Below are 16,361 nucleotides of genomic sequence, written 5' to 3'. Positions count from 1 at the left end.
CTACTGGATGATGCCTGGAATTCTATCCGGCTTAAGGAGACGGAACTGCAGCAGTTGAAAACGCTACAGCGACCGTTGCGGGTCTGGTCAGACGCGCAACGCCGCAGAGATCGCGGCGCGTTCTAGAGGAATTCCGTCAAGGCTTCGCGGGACTGAACGCCCGAGAATTCGATGGCAACGCCTTCCTGGAAATGACGGACGATCTTGCCCTTCATGTTGCCGAGCCTGATCTGTGTGCCGATCGGCGGGCGGTTTTCGATATCGACGGCAGCACCCGACATCGAAAGGTCGATGATGCGGCAGGGATACTTCGCGCCGGTATCGAGCGTCAGCTCGGTCAGTGTCTTGCGCGGTGCAAGTCGGTCATGGCGACGGTCTTCCGGAAGGCCGAGTTCGTGCTTGTTGGCAATCCATGTCAATTGCGCCGCAAGCTTCTCGCGCTTGCGTTCAGTGGCATTGAGCTGGATGACGAAGGCGTTTTCGGCCAGCCGCGACACCGTGCCTTCGAGCCGACCGATGTGATCGATGTAGGCGATGATGCGTTCGCCGGCGCGTGGGCGGGCCGGCGACAACAAAAGCACGTCACCCGGTGACATGTCGACGGCGGTGCAGTCGTATTCGTCATGATTGGCAAGCATCAGTCGCCCGGTGAGATTCACCGAGACGCGCTGGAACGCGCCTTCCTGGTGCGGCTTCGGACCGGTATTTTGCGCTTGCTGGAACGAGAACATGATCACTCTGCATCGACGTATCTTGGCACGCGAAAGCATAGTGTGATCCGGTTAATAGAAGGTTCGCCCTGCGGTTGGTGCCGGCATCGATCTCGGCGGGGAGCAGCAACGTTATCCGTCGCGACGACCCTCGAAGACGCGCAAGTGTTGTACCTGGCGTATGCTCGGCTGAGAGGCATCGCGCTCAACCGGTTCCTTGAGGAAAGCTGCGGTTCGGTCGGGATCGAGTACCCTGAGGCCTGTGACGTCGAGGGCGGAAACGGGGGGGGCATTCAACCAGTACGGGCGCGATAGCGGTGAGAGCGAGCCAAGAATGCGATCGCTGTGACCTTCGTTGGACGCAAGAGGAAGGAGCAATGTCTCTGTCTCCAGCTCTCTTCCGTCTTCCGTTCGTGCTGTCGCCGACAGCACGACGGGGACGTGTTGTGCCATGACTCGCCTGCCGATCTGGAGTACTTTGCCAGCCTGACTTCCGAGCCAAAGCGTGGCGAACTGCCGGCCGCGAAAATCGTGATCGAAGAGGGCGCAAACATGCGTACCGGCTAGGCGGAATTTCATGCCGCCGAAATGATCCCGCTCGAGGATGAAGAGTTGGGGAAGGAGCGTTCGAATTGCCGACGGATCGATCTCGTTGCGACGTGGTAGCTCACGGTCGCCTCGGATGACGTTCCAGTACTGAAACAGCTGCATCGATGTCTTGTTGCGCATGATGTCGTTCATTCCACTTCTGCGGTCGCCTGTGCCGATCCGGCACAAGATCGACCGCTCATTCCTGTCGTGCTGATGACAGAGCGAAATTCGTGCCACGCGGAAATTAAGGTTAACAAACGGTTTCGATTGCCTCGGACGCACCGGGCTGGCACTTGAATGGACATCACTTCACGAAGGGTTGCCTTCGGCACAGAACTTGAGCTCGCGGTATTGGGGGCTCACCGACCGTTCAGTTTTTACTGGACGGTCTTTTTTTGTTTGCTTATGGCTGGGCGCGCTGTCCGGCTATGCGCAATTGCCCGACCGACGTGGTCGGATCGAAACGGATATGCGGACGGAAGAGAGCATCAGCCATGGAACGAGATCAGGCGGCAACGCCACCGGAGGCGGAACGGGAAGGCGCCGTCAATCGCACGCGCGAGCCAGCTTTCAATTTGCCGGCGGGGCTGACGTGCATTCTGCTGTTTCTCGTCGCCATTCACGCGTTGCGCACCTATGTTTTCTCGGAGAGTCTCGATCGGGAAATCATCCTGAACTTTGCCTTTCTTCCTGCACGCTATGACCATCCGTTTGCCGAGCAGGGCCTCGCCTGGCTTTGGAGCCCGGTGACCTACTCGTTCCTGCACGGAAGCTGGGAGCACTTGATCTTCAACATCTTCTGGATGGTTGCCTTCGGCGCGCCGGTGGTGCGGCGCATCGGTATGATGCGGCTTGCGGTTTTCTGGGTTCTTTCAGCTGCCGCCGCCGTAGCACTTCACACGGTTTTTCACTGGGGCGAAATGATCGTCGTCGTCGGCGCCTCGGGGGTGGTTTCGGGCTTCATGGGGGGCGCAGCGCGGTTCGTGTTCTCACCCAGCGGCCGCATCAGTCGCCAATTCGCCCATCTTAACCGCCGGCTTTCCGTCATGGAGGCACTGTCCAATCGTTCCGTCGTCGTTTTCAGCGGCATCTGGTTCCTGACGAATTTTCTCGTCGGATTTGGCATGTTCACGCCAGGCGGTGCCGGCAGCGTGGCATGGGAAGCGCATATCGGCGGTTTCCTCTTCGGCTTCCTCCTGTTCGCCCTGTTCGATCCGCGGGATTGATAGCGAACCGATCCTGTTGCGATCATTGTCAGAACGCTTGATTTCCCCGGAACGCTGGCGCACCATTTGAAACGGCCGTTTTCATTCAAGGGTGATGCGGTCCGTGAAGGCCGGGTGCCGGCAGGTGGATCGCGTCCCTGAGGAGCGGCGCGTCGAGCTTGCCAGTATCGGAAAGGGTATAGGTTCCATTGCCCGACTGTGCCGCACACGACAGGCCGGAACCTTCCTCGCCGACCCGGCGTTGTCGCAACGGGGAGAAGTGCGCATGTCAGTAAAAGCGATACTCAATGAAAAAGGCCGGAACGTCGTGACCGTCGGTCCTCGCATGACAGTTCAACAGGCTGCAGTCCTTCTACGTGACAATCATATCGGCGCGGTGATCATCATCGATGCGGATGATCAGATCGCCGGCATCCTGACCGAGCGCGATATCGTGGCCGCCATCGCCAAACACGGGGCAGCCTGTCTGGAGAAGCCGGTTTCGGCTGTCATGTGGCAGAACGTCTATTGCTGCACCGAGGATATGTCAGTCGATACGCTGATGGAGATGATGAGCAAGTTGCGGGCCCGTCATCTCCCGGTTGAAACGAACGGGCACCTGGCCGGCATCATTTCGATTGGCGACGTGATCAAGCATCACATTCGCGCCATGGAGCAAGAGGCCGAGCACATCAAGGCCTACATCGCCGGATAGTGGGCCGGATAGTGCAAAGGGGCGGTTCCTGCCGCCCTTTCGTCATCCGACTGCCGCACAGTCTCGAATTTTCGCGCCGAGCGCAGGTCGCGTCTCACAGCGCCGCGCGTCAAATATGATACGCAAAGGATGCTGTAATAATCCAGACTTGCTGCATAAATCCCTGAATCGACTCCTGTTTAAGGAGTTATGCAGCAAGCCTCCGCAAAACATGCTGCCGTTATCGCGATCCCTTGGGTCAAGGCGAAAGCTTGCCTTTTGCCCTTGCCGTCAGCGGACTAGGACTTCCTGCATTCGACGGATTTCGGCGAGCTTGGCTTTCGCTTCATGATAGCCGCGATCGATCGCTTCGCCGGCGCGGTGGAATTCCGACAGCCCGATATCGTTGAGTTTTGGATGCAGCGCGAGATCCGGCGGGTCGCCGGCAAGGCGTGCGCGCGAGATCCGATCCTGGATGATGTTGAAAGCCTGAACCATGACGCTGGTCATGCCCATGCGCGCGGAATGGTGCGTCGGCTCCTTGGCGGGCGGCGTATCGTGGGTCTCGGAACCGGCGTTGTGTTTGACGACGGCAGAGCGCCCATAGAGGTCGTAGTTGAGGTTCACGGCGACGACGAGCTGTTGTTCGTGCGCGCGGCAGACGGAAACGGGGACGGGATTGACGAGCGCGCCATCCATCAACATCCGGCCATTGGCCTTGATCGGCTCGAAGATCCCAGGGAGGGCGTAGGAGGCGCGGATCGCGGTGATCAGCGAGCCCTTTTCCAGCCAGACTTCATGGCCGCTATGCACTTCGGTCGCAACGGCAATGAACGGCCGGTCGAGGCCTTCGATGCTCAGGCCCTGCAGGTGTTCCTGCATGCGCTTGGTCAAGCGCAGCCCGCCGAACAGGCCGCCGCCGCCGATGGCGAAATCGAGCAAGCCGGCAATGCGTCGGACGGTGAGAGAGCGGGCGAAGGTTTCCAGTTCATCAAGCTTGCCGGCGAGATAACAGCCGCCGACCAGCGCGCCGATCGAAGTTCCGGCGATCATGCCGACTTCGATGCCCTCTTCGTCAAGCGCCCGGAGCACGCCGATATGCGCCCATCCACGGGCGGCGCCGCCGCCAAGCGCGATGGCGATCTTTGGTGGCATTGGCGGCACGGCGGGTTCTGATGGTGTTGTCGAGAGTGATGACCCGTCCGGGTCGGTCAGGTCGGCAATCTGGCTGCTACGCGTAAAAGTCCAGTTCAACATCCGGCACCTCCAACACCGCCGAACACTTGGCAGCGCAACACGTCCTTCAGAATGCGCGAAGGGCGTTGTGGCGCTCCATGCATTGACTCAAACTTCCGAAGACCCGATTCGATCCTGGAACCACGCAATAATTTTGAGCGCGCTTGTCTGGAGGATACCCTGCCAAGCCGGCGCTGGTGCCGGCCTTGTCCTTATTCATCGCTGAAAGACTGGCACCGTTACTCAGATTACCATCGATCCTGTCGCCGCGTGCGGTGGGGTCGATAAACATTCGCTACAGTCTGCAATACTGCCCGGCTTGCGGCCGTTCCCGGCGAAACTGTATCCTTGCCAAAGGATTAGGCGCCCGCTGGGTTACCAAAATATAAACGCAGTATGCACCCGCCCCAAAAAGGTGCGCAATGCTTAATTTTTGTCATAGACCTCGGTCGGGTCGAAATGCCTGATATCGTCGGTGATCGTGACGGTTGCACGACCCTGCTCGACGCCGACCGTGCGATAGAAGCACGAGCGGCGGCCGGTGTGGCAGGTCGCATCGTGCCCGGCGACCGAAACCTTCAGCCAGATGGCGTCCTGGTCGCAATCGGTGCGGATTTCCTTCACCGTCTGCAGATTGCCGGAGCTTTCGCCCTTCTTCCACAGGCTCTTGCGCGAGCGGCTGTAATAGTGGGCGACACCGGTCTCGATCGTCAGCGCCAGCGCCTCGGCGTTCATGTGCGCGACCATGAGCAACTCACCGTCGCGCGCGTCGGTGACGACGGCGGTGATCAGCCCCTTTTCATCGAAGCGGGGCGTGAAGGCCGGACCATTTTCAAGTTCGGCCTTGTTGGAAGAAGGGGCGTCGAAGGTGAGCGTCATAGAAGGCTCCGTTGGTCGGAGCCTTATTTGAAGCCCCGCAGCATCGTCATGAAACGGGCCTGTTCGGCCGGTTCGGTCTGGAAGGTACCCGTAAATGTGGTGGTCAGCGTTGTCGAGCCTTGCTTCTGAACGCCGCGCATCGCCATGCACATATGTTCGGCTTCGATCATCACGGCAACGCCGCGGGGTGCCAGCGTTTCGTCGATCGACCTGGCGATCTGCGCCGTCATCGATTCCTGTGTCTGAAGCCGGCGGCCATAGATGTCGACGACGCGGGCGATCTTCGAAAGGCCAAGCACCCTGCCATTGGGCAAGTAGGCGACGTGCGCCTTGCCGATGATCGGCACCATATGGTGTTCGCAATGGGAATAGAACGGAATGTCCTTCACCAGCACCATATCGTCGTAGCCGGCAACCTCTTCGAAGGTCCGGCCGAGCACGTCTTCGGCTGCGAGATCATAGCCGCTGAAAAGCTCGCGATAGGACTTGGCGACGCGTGCAGGCGTATCGAGCAGGCCTTCGCGGCTCGGATCATCACCTGCCCAGCGCAACAGAACGCGCACGGCGTCCTCGGCTTCCTTTTGCGTCGGCCGGTCGCTCGCATTGTCGAGCACGGGGAAATTCTTCACTATGGCATCCATAATGGCCTCTTTGCGCAATACGGGGATTGCTTGACGTTTTATCTTTCGGACAACTCGCCACTGGCCATTCGCCTAACCCTGCAGGCTTGGGTTCCGTCGGCGGGCTCCGGGGCTTTCTGGTCCTTGCTTAGCAGTGCAGTGGACCTTCCGGCACGGTTTCCCAAACAACAGGCGACATTTGATCCTCTTGTGGAACTGTCGCCCCAACACGACATAGCATATAGTATGGTGCCATAGAGATGAAAGAGGCCGAGGGGACTGCGTCGTGCTTTTTTCCTGCCTACAGGAGAAAATCATGCGCCGATCACCCAAAACCGCGAAAAATCAGCCGGAACGCGTCACATGATGGATGACATTTACAACAATCGTATTCTTGACTTCGCCGGCAATATCCCACGCATCGGGATCCTCGAAAATGCCGATGCCGAAGCGGTCGCCCATTCGAAACTCTGCGGCTCGAAGGTGCGGATCTGGTTGAAGATGGACGGCGACGTGATCACGGATTTTGCTCACGACGTGAAGGCATGCGCGCTCGGTCAGGCATCGTCGTCGATCATGGCGCGCCATGTGATCGGCGCGCAGGCGAGCGAAATCCGCCAGGCTCGCGACGAAATGCTGGCGATGCTGAAGTCCGACGGCGAAGGCCCCACGGGCCGTTTCGAGGACATGCGCTTCCTGAAGCCTGTGAAGGATTACAAGGCCCGGCACGCTTCGACCATGCTGACCTTCGATGCTGTCGTCGATGCGATCGTCCAGATCGAGGCCAGGCGTCTGGCAACGGCCGTTTGAGCTATGTGCCGTGATCCGCATTGTGAACATTCGACAGCGGCAGGCCCCGTGTCCGCGTATAAGGGACGCAACTGGTCTGGCCCTTTTCGTAAGACGCCGGGGCGTCTCGTCGGCATGGCCCTCATTCGCGCTTATCAGCTGACCCTTTCGAGTTTCATCGGCAACGCCTGCCGGCATCTGCCGACCTGCTCGGAATATGGTTATGAAGCAATCGCGCGCCATGGTTTGTGGGCAGGCGGCTGGATGACGTTTTTCCGCGTGACGCGTTGCGGCCCGGGCGGCACACACGGTTTCGACCCGGTGCCGGAACGCCTGAAGGCCAGGCATCTCTGGTATGCGCCGTGGCGCTACTGGCAGCCGCGGCCGAAAGGTGAATGAGAGCGATAACAACCCATGGGGCGGAGGTGCATGGCTTCGGCTTTCAACCGTTTCTGCGCTGGCAGGCCTCTGCAATGAGATCGGGAGTTCGTTGAATTGAACAGCTACGTCGCGCTGCTTTACAGTATCGTGCTGAGCGAAGGGCGCCGGGTTGTCATGAAGGATCTCAGAGCCATGTCTGAGCGGCTCGGTTACCGGTCGCCGCGTACGCTGGTCGCCACCGGCAACCTGCTTTTCGACGCGGAAGAGGCTGCGGTCAACGATATGGAGGCTGGGCTCGAAACGGCCTTTACCGACACGTTCGGTCGCCATGTCGATATCATTGTTCGCCCGGGTTCCGATTGGTTGAAGCTCGCCGCGACCAATCCGTTTCACGCCGAAGGCGAAGAGGACGGCACTCGTGTTCATGTTCGCGTGATGCGCCAGCCGCTGTCCGGCACGATGCCTGCCGATTTCGAACGCTATTGCACGGCGGGCGAGCGCCTGGCGGTCGTCGATGGCGACCTCTGGGTTCATTTCACCGGCCAGGCAAGCGAATCGAAACTGCTCGGCGCCTTGACCAAAAAACGCCTTGGCGTCGGCACGTTCCGCAACTGGAACACGGTGAAGGGCCTCGCCGCGATGCTCGGCAGCTAGGCTCTCCTTGCCTTTACTCGGCCCCGAAAAACCTCTATCAGGCCTGCGTCAAATAGCCGGCTGAAGCCGGTCAGTCATACCACACCATACCACCCGCATTCGTTGGCGGGACTGGATAGGAGATCATGATGTCGAATCCCGTTTCCCTTACATTTCCTGATGGCTCCGTCCGCGAATACGCCCCGGGCACGACCGGGCGCGACGTCGCCGAGTCGATTTCGAAGTCGCTGGCCAAGAAGGCTGTCGCCATTGCGCTCGATGGCGAGCTGCGCGATCTGTCCGACACCATCGCCGATGGCCGCATCGAAATCGTCACCCGCGACGACAAGCGTTCGCTCGAGCTGATCCGTCACGATGCTGCGCACGTGATGGCCGAAGCCGTGCAGGAGCTTTGGCCCGGCACGCAGGTGACCATTGGCCCGGTGATCGACAACGGCTTCTACTACGACTTTGCCAAGAACGAACCCTTCACGCCCGACGACCTGCCGGTCATCGAGAAGCGCATGAAGGAGATCATCGCACGCAACAAGCCGTTCACCCGGGAAGTCTGGTCGCGCGACAAGGCCCGGCAGGTCTTCGCCGACAAGGGCGAGGCCTACAAGGTCGAGCTCGTCGACGCGATCCCGGAAGGCCAGGATCTCAAGATCTATTATCAGGGCGACTGGTTCGACCTCTGCCGCGGCCCGCATTTGGCCTCCACCGGCCAGATCGGCACGGCGTTCAAGCTGATGAAGGTTGCCGGGGCCTATTGGCGCGGCGACAGCAACAACCCGATGCTGACCCGTATCTACGGCACGGCCTGGCATACGCAGGAAGAGCTCGACCAGTACCTGCACATCCTGGCGGAAGCGGAAAAGCGCGACCACCGTCGCCTCGGCCGTGAGATGGATCTTTTCCATTTCCAGGAAGAAGGTCCTGGCGTCGTCTTCTGGCACGGCAAGGGCTGGCGTCTTTTCCAGACGCTGACCGCCTACATGCGTCGCCGCCTTGCCAACACCTACCAGGAAGTCAACGCGCCGCAGGTGCTCGACAAGTCGCTTTGGGAAACCTCCGGCCACTGGGGCTGGTACCGTGACAACATGTTCAAGGTGACCGTTGCCGGCGATGAGACCGACGACGAACGCGTCTTCGCGCTGAAGCCGATGAATTGCCCGGGTCATATCCAGATCTTCAAGCATGGTTTGAAGTCCTACCGCGAACTGCCGGTGCGGCTGGCCGAATTCGGCAATGTTCATCGTTACGAGCCGTCGGGTGCTCTGCACGGGCTGATGCGCGTGCGCGGCTTCACCCAGGACGATGCACACGTCTTCTGCACCGACGAGCAGATGGCGGCCGAGTGCCTTCGGATCAACGACCTGATCCTGTCGGTCTATGAGGACTTCGGCTTCAAGGAAGTCGTCGTCAAGCTGTCGACCCGTCCGGACAAGCGCGTCGGTTCCGATGAGCTCTGGGATCGCGCCGAAAGCGTGATGACCGACGTCCTGAAGACGATCGAGGCGCAGTCCGAAGGCCGCATCAAGACCGGCATCCTGCCGGGCGAGGGCGCCTTCTACGGTCCGAAGTTCGAATATACGCTGAAGGACGCGATCGGTCGCGAATGGCAGTGCGGCACGACGCAGGTCGACTTCAATCTGCCGGAACGCTTTGGCGCATTCTATATCGACAAGGATTCCGAAAAGCGCCAGCCGGTGATGATCCACCGGGCGATCTGCGGTTCGATGGAACGCTTCCTCGGCATCCTGATCGAGAACTTCGCCGGCCACATGCCGCTGTGGATTTCGCCGCTGCAGGTCGTCGTCGCGACGATTACGTCGGAAGCCGACGACTACGGTCGCGAGGTCGCCGAGCTTCTGCGTGACGCAGGGCTGACGGTCGAGACCGACTTCCGCAACGAGAAGATCAACTACAAGGTCCGCGAGCATTCGGTGACCAAGGTTCCGGTCATCGTCGTTTGCGGCAAACGCGAAGCGGAAGAGCGTTCGGTCAACATCCGCCGTCTCGGCTCGCAGGCGCAGACGGCGATGTCGCTCGACGAGGCGATTGCCTCGCTCTCGGCTGAGGCGACGGCGCCAGATCTCCAGCGCAAGGCTGAAAAGAAAGCCCGGGGTTAAGACCCCGGGAACTTCGCTCTGTCAGCAAACTGTCATATTAGCGGAATATCCGGATACTACAGCGCCTTGTAGCAGGCCACCCATCGGAGACTTCCGTGCAGTTCAAAGAGCTGTCCTACGCAAACGAAAATGACCGGCGCCTGAAGCGCTGGTTCATCCGCTCCATGGAGGGCTTGGCGGGTCGCAACCGATACGCCAAGCTTTACACCCGCTGGCGAACCGACATCGTCGGCAAGAGCGACCGCATCTTCGGCGAGATGCTGCAACTGATCGATGTGCGCCTGCGGCTTCAGGGCGAATGGCCGCCGCGGCATCTTCCGGACACGCCCCTGGTTATCGTCGCAAATCATCCCTTCGGTATCGGCGACGGCATCGCCGTTCTGGCGCTTGCCGAACAACTCGGCCGGCCGTTTCGGGTGTTGATCAACAACGAGCTGTTGAAGGTACCGGAGATGGCGCCCTATTCGCTGCCGGTTTCGTTCGAGGAAACGAAGGGAGCCTTGGCGCTGAACATGGCGACCCGCCATGAGGCCGTGCGGCTGCTGAAAGAGGGCGTGACGATCGTGATCTTTCCAGCCGGCGGCGTGGCGACAGCGCGCTCGGGCTGGGGCAGGGCCGAGGATCTGCCGTGGAAGATCTTTCCCGCCAAGCTTATACAGGCAGCGCGCGCCAGCGTCGTACCGATCTATTTCGAAGGGCAGAACGGCCGCATCTTCCATCTTGCCAGCAAGGTGTCGCTGACGTTGCGGATCTCACTGCTGATCCGCGAATTCCGAAGGTTGTCGGGCACGACGATCGCAGCCCGCATCGGGCACATCCTTACATGGGAAGAGCTTTGCACGTATGGCGACCGCAAGGCTCTGCTCGATCGGATTTACGAGGCGGTGTTCTCTATGGCGCCGCCGCGTCGTCGCTTTCTCAGGCGTGCCGGGTAACGTTGCGTCAGGCGTTTGCCTCAACGTCACCCTTGTGCCATTAGATCAATCCTGTGCTTCCGCGGCCGCTTCCGGGCTTGCGGCAGCACCGCCATTGGTCAACAACACTTCGATATCGGTGTTGACGCCGGCCTTCACCGTGAAATCGCGCTGGTAGATCTTGTTCTTGTTTCTGGCAACGGCCGTATAGTTGCCCTCGAGAAGAACGAGTGTCGGGAACGCGCCTTCCTCCTGGTCGACGATGTCGCCGGCCGAAGTGAGGATCGACCAGCCGGTGTCGGCGATGGCTTCCCCACCCGCTTCGGACACCAGCTTCAACGTCAGTTTTGCCGCCTTGTGCTGGATCGTCGCCTCGGTGAGTTTGCCGGCTTCCACCTGGATGTCAGCGGTGATCACCGCGTTTGTCGTGCCGTAGTTGGAACTGACATGGTATGTGCCGGCGCCCAGACGGATGACGGTGCTGGGTTTCACGTCGGCGGCGATCAGCGCCCGTTCGCCATCGCCCTGCGTTTCGGAGGAATAGATGGAGAAGCTGAGTTCGCCCGGAGGAATGCGCACATCGCTGCCGGAGACGGCATTCAGCGTCATGCCGCCGGCATCGAGCACCAGCACCTGCTTGTCGAGCGCGCCGTCTTCCGGGATGCGGATCTTGCGCGTGGCGGCGGCACGTCCGAATGCGACGTTGACGAAATACTCGCCTGGCACCAGGCTAAAGGCCGTTGATCCGCCTTCCGACGTTGCCAGCAGCGGCAGCTTGCCATCGCTTCCGGGGATGGGACTGAACACCCGCCAGGTCAGGCCCGCCTCGACCGGTTGGCCCTTGCCGGTCAGAAGCGCCTCGAGCTTGACGTCCTTCAGCGTGCCTTCCTGCGTGGGGTCGGTGGTCATCGGGCTGAAGCCGGTCAGCTTCGGCATCTTGCGCGTTCCGGAAATCGACGGAAAGCTCTCAAAAGCTTCGGTCGCATCCTGCGCCAGGACGCTGCCGGCGGCGATACTCGCGAGTGCGACCGCCAAACCGGTTCTGATGAAAATACGAGGGCAGGTGCGCATGAGAGCAGTTGACTTCCTGACTGGGTGACTCCACTTGAGACGCCGGTATGGCATTTTCGTGGCTGCCGGTCGGCGGCAAAGTAGTGGAATTCACCCAATATGAAAACCGAAATAAAGCTCGTTGATTATCTCGCGTCCCGGCGATCCATTCCCGCTTTTCAGATGGGCGAGCCAGGACCTGGCAAGGCCGAAGTCGAGGAAATGCTGACGCTCGCCTCGCGCGTGCCGGATCACGGCAAGCTCGCTCCATGGCGGTTCATCGTTTACCGCGGCGAGGAGAGGGCGCGCATCAGCGGCGAATTGAAGACAATGGCACTCGCCAAGAAACCTGATCTTTCGGAAGAGATGATCAAGGTGGAAGAGACGCGGTTGTCACGGGCGCCCGTGGTCGTCGCAGTCGTCAGCAAGGCGGCCCCGCATTTCAAAATCCCCGAATGGGAGCAGCAGATGTCGGCCGGTGCCGTCTGCCTCAACCTGTTGATGGCGGCCAATGCGCTGGGCTATGCCTCCAACTGGTTGACCGAATGGTATGCTTTCGACGAGAGGGCGTATCCGCTGCTCGGCGTCGAGCCGGGTGAGAAAGTCGCCGGCTTCATACACATCGGCACCGCCATGGTTCCGCCGACCGAGCGTCCGCGCCCGGAGCTGGCCGAGATCGTCACCTGGGTCGGAGAAGGCGCCTGATGTTTTACGACACGGCCGAAAACAGGCATGGCCTGCCGCACGATCCGTTCAAGGCCATCGTCTCGCCGCGGCCAATCGGCTGGATTGGCACCCGCGCTGCGGACGGGTCGCTGAATGTCGCGCCCTATTCCTTTTTCAATGCGATCAGCGACCGGCCAAAACTCGTGATGTTTTCATCGAGTGGCTACAAGGACTCCGTACGCAACATCGAAGCAACGGGCGAATTCACCGCAAGTTTCGCCAGCCGCAATCTGAGCGAGGCGGTCAACAAGACCTCTATTGCAGCCCCTCATGGCGACAGCGAGTTTGCGATCGCCGGATTGACCCCCGTTGACGGTACCCTGGTCAAGGCGCCATTTGTCGGCGAGGCCTATGCGGCGCTCGAATGCCGGATGACCGAGATGTTCCAGCCAAAGGGGCTTGATGGCGAGCCCTCGGACAATTACGTCGTCATTGGCCAGGTCGTCGGCATACACATTCGCGACGAGGCGATCCGCGACGGTCGTTTCGACATGGCGACGGTGCGCCCGCTCGCCCGCCTTGGCTACATGGATTACTGCGACGGCGGCGACGTGTTCCAGATGGTGCGGCCGACGCGCTGAACCGTCTTCGGTTCGGTGACGGGCTGTCAACGATGGCGTCAGACGTCGATTTTCAGCCATGCCGCTTGCTCCGGCGAGCGGCAGACCACGGACGAAAAGCCGTCGGCCCGGCTGGCAGCAAATGCCTGCCGGGCGGCAATCTCCGTCATGGCCGTCTGCGGCAGCACGTCGTAACAGGCAAGACCCGCTTCGCGGGCGCGAAGAACGGTGGCGGCGCGCCCGGCGGCAACCGGCGCGGCTGTGACCTGATCCTGCCGTACCGGCAGTGGTTTGCAGCCCGTTGCCGCCGCTAGCTTTTGGCCATCGAAAACAAGTCCTTCGAGACGTGGGGAGCTTTCGTGAAGGGAGCAGGGTGAAAGCACGCTTTCCGGGACCGCACCATATTCGGCAAGGATAGCAATCTGTTGCGGACGGGAACTGGTGCTTGCCTCCGCGACACGCAACATGACGTCGAGCCTCTGCACGTCCGCACGGCTCCTGCATTCGGAGAGCACGACACCGTCAACATCGTTGCGAAGCAGCGCGAAGAGTGTGTCCTCCGTCACGCGGTTGATCGGAGGGATCCGTGCGAAGATGCGACAGGCGCTTCTCGCGACGCCCGCTGGTCGAGCAAGCACGTCGCCGCCAAACCCGAACTCGACAATGAGGACATCAACGGTTCCGAGGACGGCGGACGTCGCAACAGGCGCGCCGACGCTCTGAAACAGCAGTGGCTTCATGGTTTTGAAGCGGTTAACGGACATGGTGAACCAATCTTAAACCTTTGCCGGCTAGGATTCCAACATCAGGTGGCTTTGGGTGTCTAGTGGGGCGTCGGTGATCATACAAGCATTTCTTCGCTGGGTGGAAACGGCGAGAACGGGCGATCGGGCTCGCGCTGCACGAGCCCTCGGCCGCGCTTACGTCGACGCGCAGATGAACGGCATCGATCGTCAGGCCGCCGAAATGGCCATGACCTTTCTGCTCGACGATCCCTCTCCAAAGGTGCGTTCCGCGTTGGCGGACGTGCTTGCAGCATCGTCCGATGTTCCGCGCGCCATCGTACTCGGCCTTGCCGAGGACCAGCCGGAAATCGCCTATACCGTCATCTCCCGCTCGCCCGTTTTGACGGACGAGGATCTTGTCGATCTTGCAGCTCGCGGCTCGGTCGAAACGCGGGCGCTGATTGCGGCGCGTACGTTCGTCTCGCGCTCGGTCTCAGCCGCCATCGCTGAAATCGGCGGCGAAGAAGAAATGCTGATCCTGCTGGAAAACGCGGGCGCCCAGTTGTCGCGCCGGTCGTTGAAGCGGATCGCCGACCGCCTCGGCCATTCCGCATCCGTCCGCGACCGTCTGCTCGATCGTGCTGATCTTCCAGGTGACGCGCGGCACGCGCTAGTCGAAGAGGTTGGGGCAGCCCTTGCCGCATTCGGCCTGGTCCAGATGGCGATAGGGACGTCACGGGTAGAGCGCATCACGCGCGAGGCCTGTGATGTCGCAGCGGTCGGCATGGCTGGTGCCCTGGCAGTGAACGAATTGCCGAACCTCGTCGCCCATCTGCGCGAAACCGGCCGTCTGACGCCGGCCTTCCTGCTGCACGCGCTTGTCACGGGCCGGGCGGAGTTTTTCTCGGCCGCGATCGTCGACCTCTCCGGCGTTGCAGAAAAGCGCGTTCGCTCGATCCTTTCAGGCGGCCGTATTCATTCGATCCGCGCGTTGTTCGAGAGCGCCGGTCTCGGGCGCGACGTCAGCGAAGCGTTTGCCGAAGCGGTCCTTCTTTGGCGCAAGGACGGCACGACGGGCACTGATGATTGCCGCGCCTCCGTCTGCACGGCGCTGCTTGCAAACCTGCGCGGCCAAGGCGCGTCTTCGCCGGCATGCAATGCAATGGCGGAAATTCTTGAGCGACTGGCCTTTGCCGAGCAGCGACAATCGGCTCGCGATTATGCTCAATTGGCCGCGCGCCAGGCGGCCTGACGTTACCTCACGGAAGCTGACGCTGACCGCGCGCCACGTTCGTCTTGGTCTCGACGACGACATATTCATTAATGTCGATTTCGTCTTGTTACATCAGTCGGTGAACCGGCGCGCCACCCACGAGTAACCGTCCTCGATATAATGAACTGGCCTGCTGACGAGGTTTTTCAGCTTCTCGCGGTCGGGGACGGCGCCGGAGAGAAATTCCAAAGCCCGTTTCGGCAGGCCCGCTTGCGTCTCGGTCGCCTGGGGCGATGGCGTCTCGGGCCGTGGAAGCGGAGCGGCCACCTCCTGCTGCGGTTCGTTGGTTGCAAGGCCGGGGCCGGAGCTCTCGCAGACGGCTACGACCACCGGATAGTTGGCGTTGGAGAAGCGCGGCAGCTGTTTCTGCGAATCGGTATCGCACTGCGCGATCGAGGGCCATGTCCCATCCACTGTCGAGATATATTGGCACTGGTTCACGTCGTGGTCACAGCCAAGAATGGTCATGACGATCAGGGCGGCTTTCATGGTCTGGCTGTGTCCATCTGGTGCATGGTTGTGCGTTTTTCCACGTCAACTTATGCCTGTGTGATTCTTCCGGAAATGGGGCGGTGGCTCGAATGCGCAGAAACAATTTGTTTCGTCGTGTCATTCGGATTGATGGGGCAGGTCCGCTTGTTGCGCAATTTGACGTATTGGCTCCCGATACGCACGACCGTAGTTTCTTCCGCGAACCGTATCAGAACTCAGAAACAGCCATGGATCGAAAATTGCCTGAAGTCACGATTGCTGAAGAACCGCCGCGCCAGCCGGAAATCCTGCGCCTCCTGGAGATGTCGGACGCCTATGCGGCGTCGCTCTATCCGGCCGAAAGCAATCATCTTGTCGATGTATCGACACTGGAGCAGCCGGCCGTATCCTTCTTCGTCGCGCGTTTCGATGGGGCTGTCGTCGGTTGCTGCGCGCTGGTCGAAGCCGGTGATGGCACGGCGGAGATCAAGCGCATGTTTGTCGATCCGCAAGCACGGGGGCTGAAAGTCGGAAAGCGTCTTTTGCAGACACTCGAGCGGCAGGCCAAGAGCCTCGGGCTTGATATGATCCGGCTTGAGACTGGCATTCACCAACCGGAAGCAATCGGGCTTTACAGAAGCGCCGGATATGTCGAGCGCCCGCCTTTCGGCAATTATCAGCCGGACCCGCTAAGTCTGTTCATGGAAAAGGCGCTGCATGCGCCTGCTGATCTCGACCGATAGGCCTTGTCGCTTCTGACGCCACATCGGGT

The 16,361-nt window shown here is 60.6% G+C and carries 19 protein-coding genes; 11 read left to right on the top strand and 8 right to left on the bottom strand.

From position 1 onward, the window contains the following. Positions 1-122 precede the first annotated feature (122 nt). Positions 123-731: a PilZ domain-containing protein gene (locus tag BLJAPNOD_RS15810; RefSeq protein WP_077498387.1), complete on the bottom strand. Its 609-nt coding sequence runs from the start codon at positions 729-731 to the stop codon at positions 123-125. A gap of 111 nt (positions 732-842) precedes the next feature. After that, positions 843-1,451 carry a PAS domain-containing protein gene (locus BLJAPNOD_RS15805; protein ID WP_244610950.1) on the bottom strand — a complete coding sequence of 203 codons (609 nt, stop codon included), beginning with the start codon at positions 1,449-1,451 and terminating at the stop codon, positions 843-845. 344 nt (positions 1,452-1,795) lie between these two features. Here BLJAPNOD_RS15805 and BLJAPNOD_RS15800 point away from each other — a divergent pair, with 344 nt between their 5' ends. Both BLJAPNOD_RS15800 and BLJAPNOD_RS15795 read left to right on the top strand, forming a co-directional pair. Beyond that, positions 1,796-2,527 (top strand): rhomboid family intramembrane serine protease, encoded by a 732-nt coding sequence (locus tag BLJAPNOD_RS15800; protein WP_115420460.1) that lies wholly within the window; start codon positions 1,796-1,798, stop codon positions 2,525-2,527. A gap of 265 nt (positions 2,528-2,792) precedes the next feature. Beyond that, a complete protein-coding gene (locus tag BLJAPNOD_RS15795) occupies positions 2,793-3,221 on the top strand; it encodes a CBS domain-containing protein (RefSeq protein ID WP_077498384.1) in 429 nt (142 codons plus the stop codon). Between the two features lie 270 nt (positions 3,222-3,491). On the opposite strand, the gene BLJAPNOD_RS15790 is transcribed toward BLJAPNOD_RS15795, so the two are convergent. The 3 genes from BLJAPNOD_RS15790 to folE all read right to left on the bottom strand — a co-directional run bounded on the left by BLJAPNOD_RS15790 (position 3,492) and on the right by folE (position 5,956). Beyond that, a complete protein-coding gene (locus BLJAPNOD_RS15790; protein ID WP_115420459.1) occupies positions 3,492-4,457 on the bottom strand; it encodes a patatin-like phospholipase family protein in 966 nt (321 codons plus the stop codon). Positions 4,458-4,862: 405 nt separating this feature from the next. Then, positions 4,863-5,315 (bottom strand): phosphoribosyl-AMP cyclohydrolase, encoded by a 453-nt coding sequence (gene hisI / locus BLJAPNOD_RS15785; RefSeq protein WP_115420458.1) that lies wholly within the window; start codon positions 5,313-5,315, stop codon positions 4,863-4,865. A gap of 23 nt (positions 5,316-5,338) precedes the next feature. Further along, positions 5,339-5,956, bottom strand: a complete 618-nt coding sequence (gene folE, locus BLJAPNOD_RS15780) for a GTP cyclohydrolase I FolE (RefSeq protein WP_077498381.1) — start codon at positions 5,954-5,956, stop codon at positions 5,339-5,341. 342 nt (positions 5,957-6,298) lie between these two features. Between folE and BLJAPNOD_RS15775 the strand changes: the two genes are divergently transcribed. From BLJAPNOD_RS15775 to BLJAPNOD_RS15755, 5 genes are all read left to right on the top strand, one after another. Beyond that, positions 6,299-6,745: an iron-sulfur cluster assembly scaffold protein gene (locus tag BLJAPNOD_RS15775; protein WP_077498380.1), complete on the top strand. Its 447-nt coding sequence runs from the start codon at positions 6,299-6,301 to the stop codon at positions 6,743-6,745. 3 nt (positions 6,746-6,748) lie between these two features. After that, positions 6,749-7,123, top strand: coding sequence for a membrane protein insertion efficiency factor YidD (gene yidD, locus BLJAPNOD_RS15770; RefSeq protein ID WP_115420457.1), 375 nt, complete (start codon positions 6,749-6,751; stop codon positions 7,121-7,123). A gap of 96 nt (positions 7,124-7,219) precedes the next feature. Continuing rightward, a complete protein-coding gene (locus tag BLJAPNOD_RS15765) occupies positions 7,220-7,759 on the top strand; it encodes a DUF1697 domain-containing protein (protein ID WP_115420456.1) in 540 nt (179 codons plus the stop codon). Positions 7,760-7,887: 128 nt separating this feature from the next. After that, positions 7,888-9,870: a threonine--tRNA ligase gene (thrS, locus tag BLJAPNOD_RS15760; protein ID WP_115420455.1), complete on the top strand. Its 1,983-nt coding sequence runs from the start codon at positions 7,888-7,890 to the stop codon at positions 9,868-9,870. Positions 9,871-9,965: 95 nt separating this feature from the next. After that, positions 9,966-10,805, top strand: coding sequence for a lysophospholipid acyltransferase family protein (locus tag BLJAPNOD_RS15755; protein ID WP_115420454.1), 840 nt, complete (start codon positions 9,966-9,968; stop codon positions 10,803-10,805). Positions 10,806-10,850: 45 nt separating this feature from the next. Here BLJAPNOD_RS15755 and BLJAPNOD_RS15750 read toward each other — a convergent pair whose 3' ends face one another. Beyond that, positions 10,851-11,855, bottom strand: a complete 1,005-nt coding sequence (locus tag BLJAPNOD_RS15750) for a hypothetical protein (RefSeq protein WP_077498375.1) — start codon at positions 11,853-11,855, stop codon at positions 10,851-10,853. A 99-nt stretch (positions 11,856-11,954) separates the two neighbouring features. On the opposite strand from BLJAPNOD_RS15750, the gene BLJAPNOD_RS15745 reads away from it, so the two are divergent. Together BLJAPNOD_RS15745 and BLJAPNOD_RS15740 are read left to right on the top strand one after the other, a co-directional pair. Next, the gene (locus tag BLJAPNOD_RS15745; RefSeq protein ID WP_115420453.1) at positions 11,955-12,539 is read left to right on the top strand and encodes a nitroreductase; all 585 of its coding nucleotides are present in this window, start codon (positions 11,955-11,957) and stop codon (positions 12,537-12,539) included. Beyond that, positions 12,539-13,141, top strand: a complete 603-nt coding sequence (locus BLJAPNOD_RS15740) for a flavin reductase family protein (RefSeq protein WP_115420452.1) — start codon at positions 12,539-12,541, stop codon at positions 13,139-13,141. Before BLJAPNOD_RS15745 ends, BLJAPNOD_RS15740 begins: the two co-directional genes overlap by 1 nt. A gap of 38 nt (positions 13,142-13,179) precedes the next feature. On the opposite strand, the gene BLJAPNOD_RS15735 is transcribed toward BLJAPNOD_RS15740, so the two are convergent. Beyond that, entirely contained in the window at positions 13,180-13,884 is a 705-nt protein-coding gene (locus BLJAPNOD_RS15735) for an aldolase (RefSeq protein ID WP_115420451.1), read from the bottom strand. Positions 13,885-13,957: 73 nt separating this feature from the next. On the opposite strand from BLJAPNOD_RS15735, the gene BLJAPNOD_RS15730 reads away from it, so the two are divergent. Next, entirely contained in the window at positions 13,958-15,097 is a 1,140-nt protein-coding gene (locus BLJAPNOD_RS15730) for a DUF2336 domain-containing protein (RefSeq protein WP_077498371.1), read from the top strand. Between the two features lie 93 nt (positions 15,098-15,190). On the opposite strand, the gene BLJAPNOD_RS15725 is transcribed toward BLJAPNOD_RS15730, so the two are convergent. After that, positions 15,191-15,607, bottom strand: coding sequence for a hypothetical protein (locus BLJAPNOD_RS15725; protein ID WP_115420450.1), 417 nt, complete (start codon positions 15,605-15,607; stop codon positions 15,191-15,193). Between the two features lie 242 nt (positions 15,608-15,849). Between BLJAPNOD_RS15725 and BLJAPNOD_RS15720 the strand changes: the two genes are divergently transcribed. Continuing rightward, positions 15,850-16,332: a GNAT family N-acetyltransferase gene (locus BLJAPNOD_RS15720; protein ID WP_115421310.1), complete on the top strand. Its 483-nt coding sequence runs from the start codon at positions 15,850-15,852 to the stop codon at positions 16,330-16,332. Positions 16,333-16,361 lie beyond the last annotated feature (29 nt).

Origin of the sequence: Ensifer sp. M14 (assembly GCF_003355565.1) — a bacterium.
Taxonomy (GTDB): domain Bacteria; phylum Pseudomonadota; class Alphaproteobacteria; order Rhizobiales; family Rhizobiaceae; genus Ensifer.
The sequence above is the reverse complement of the archived record's forward strand: the minus strand, read 5'-3'. Positions and strand labels throughout refer to the sequence as shown.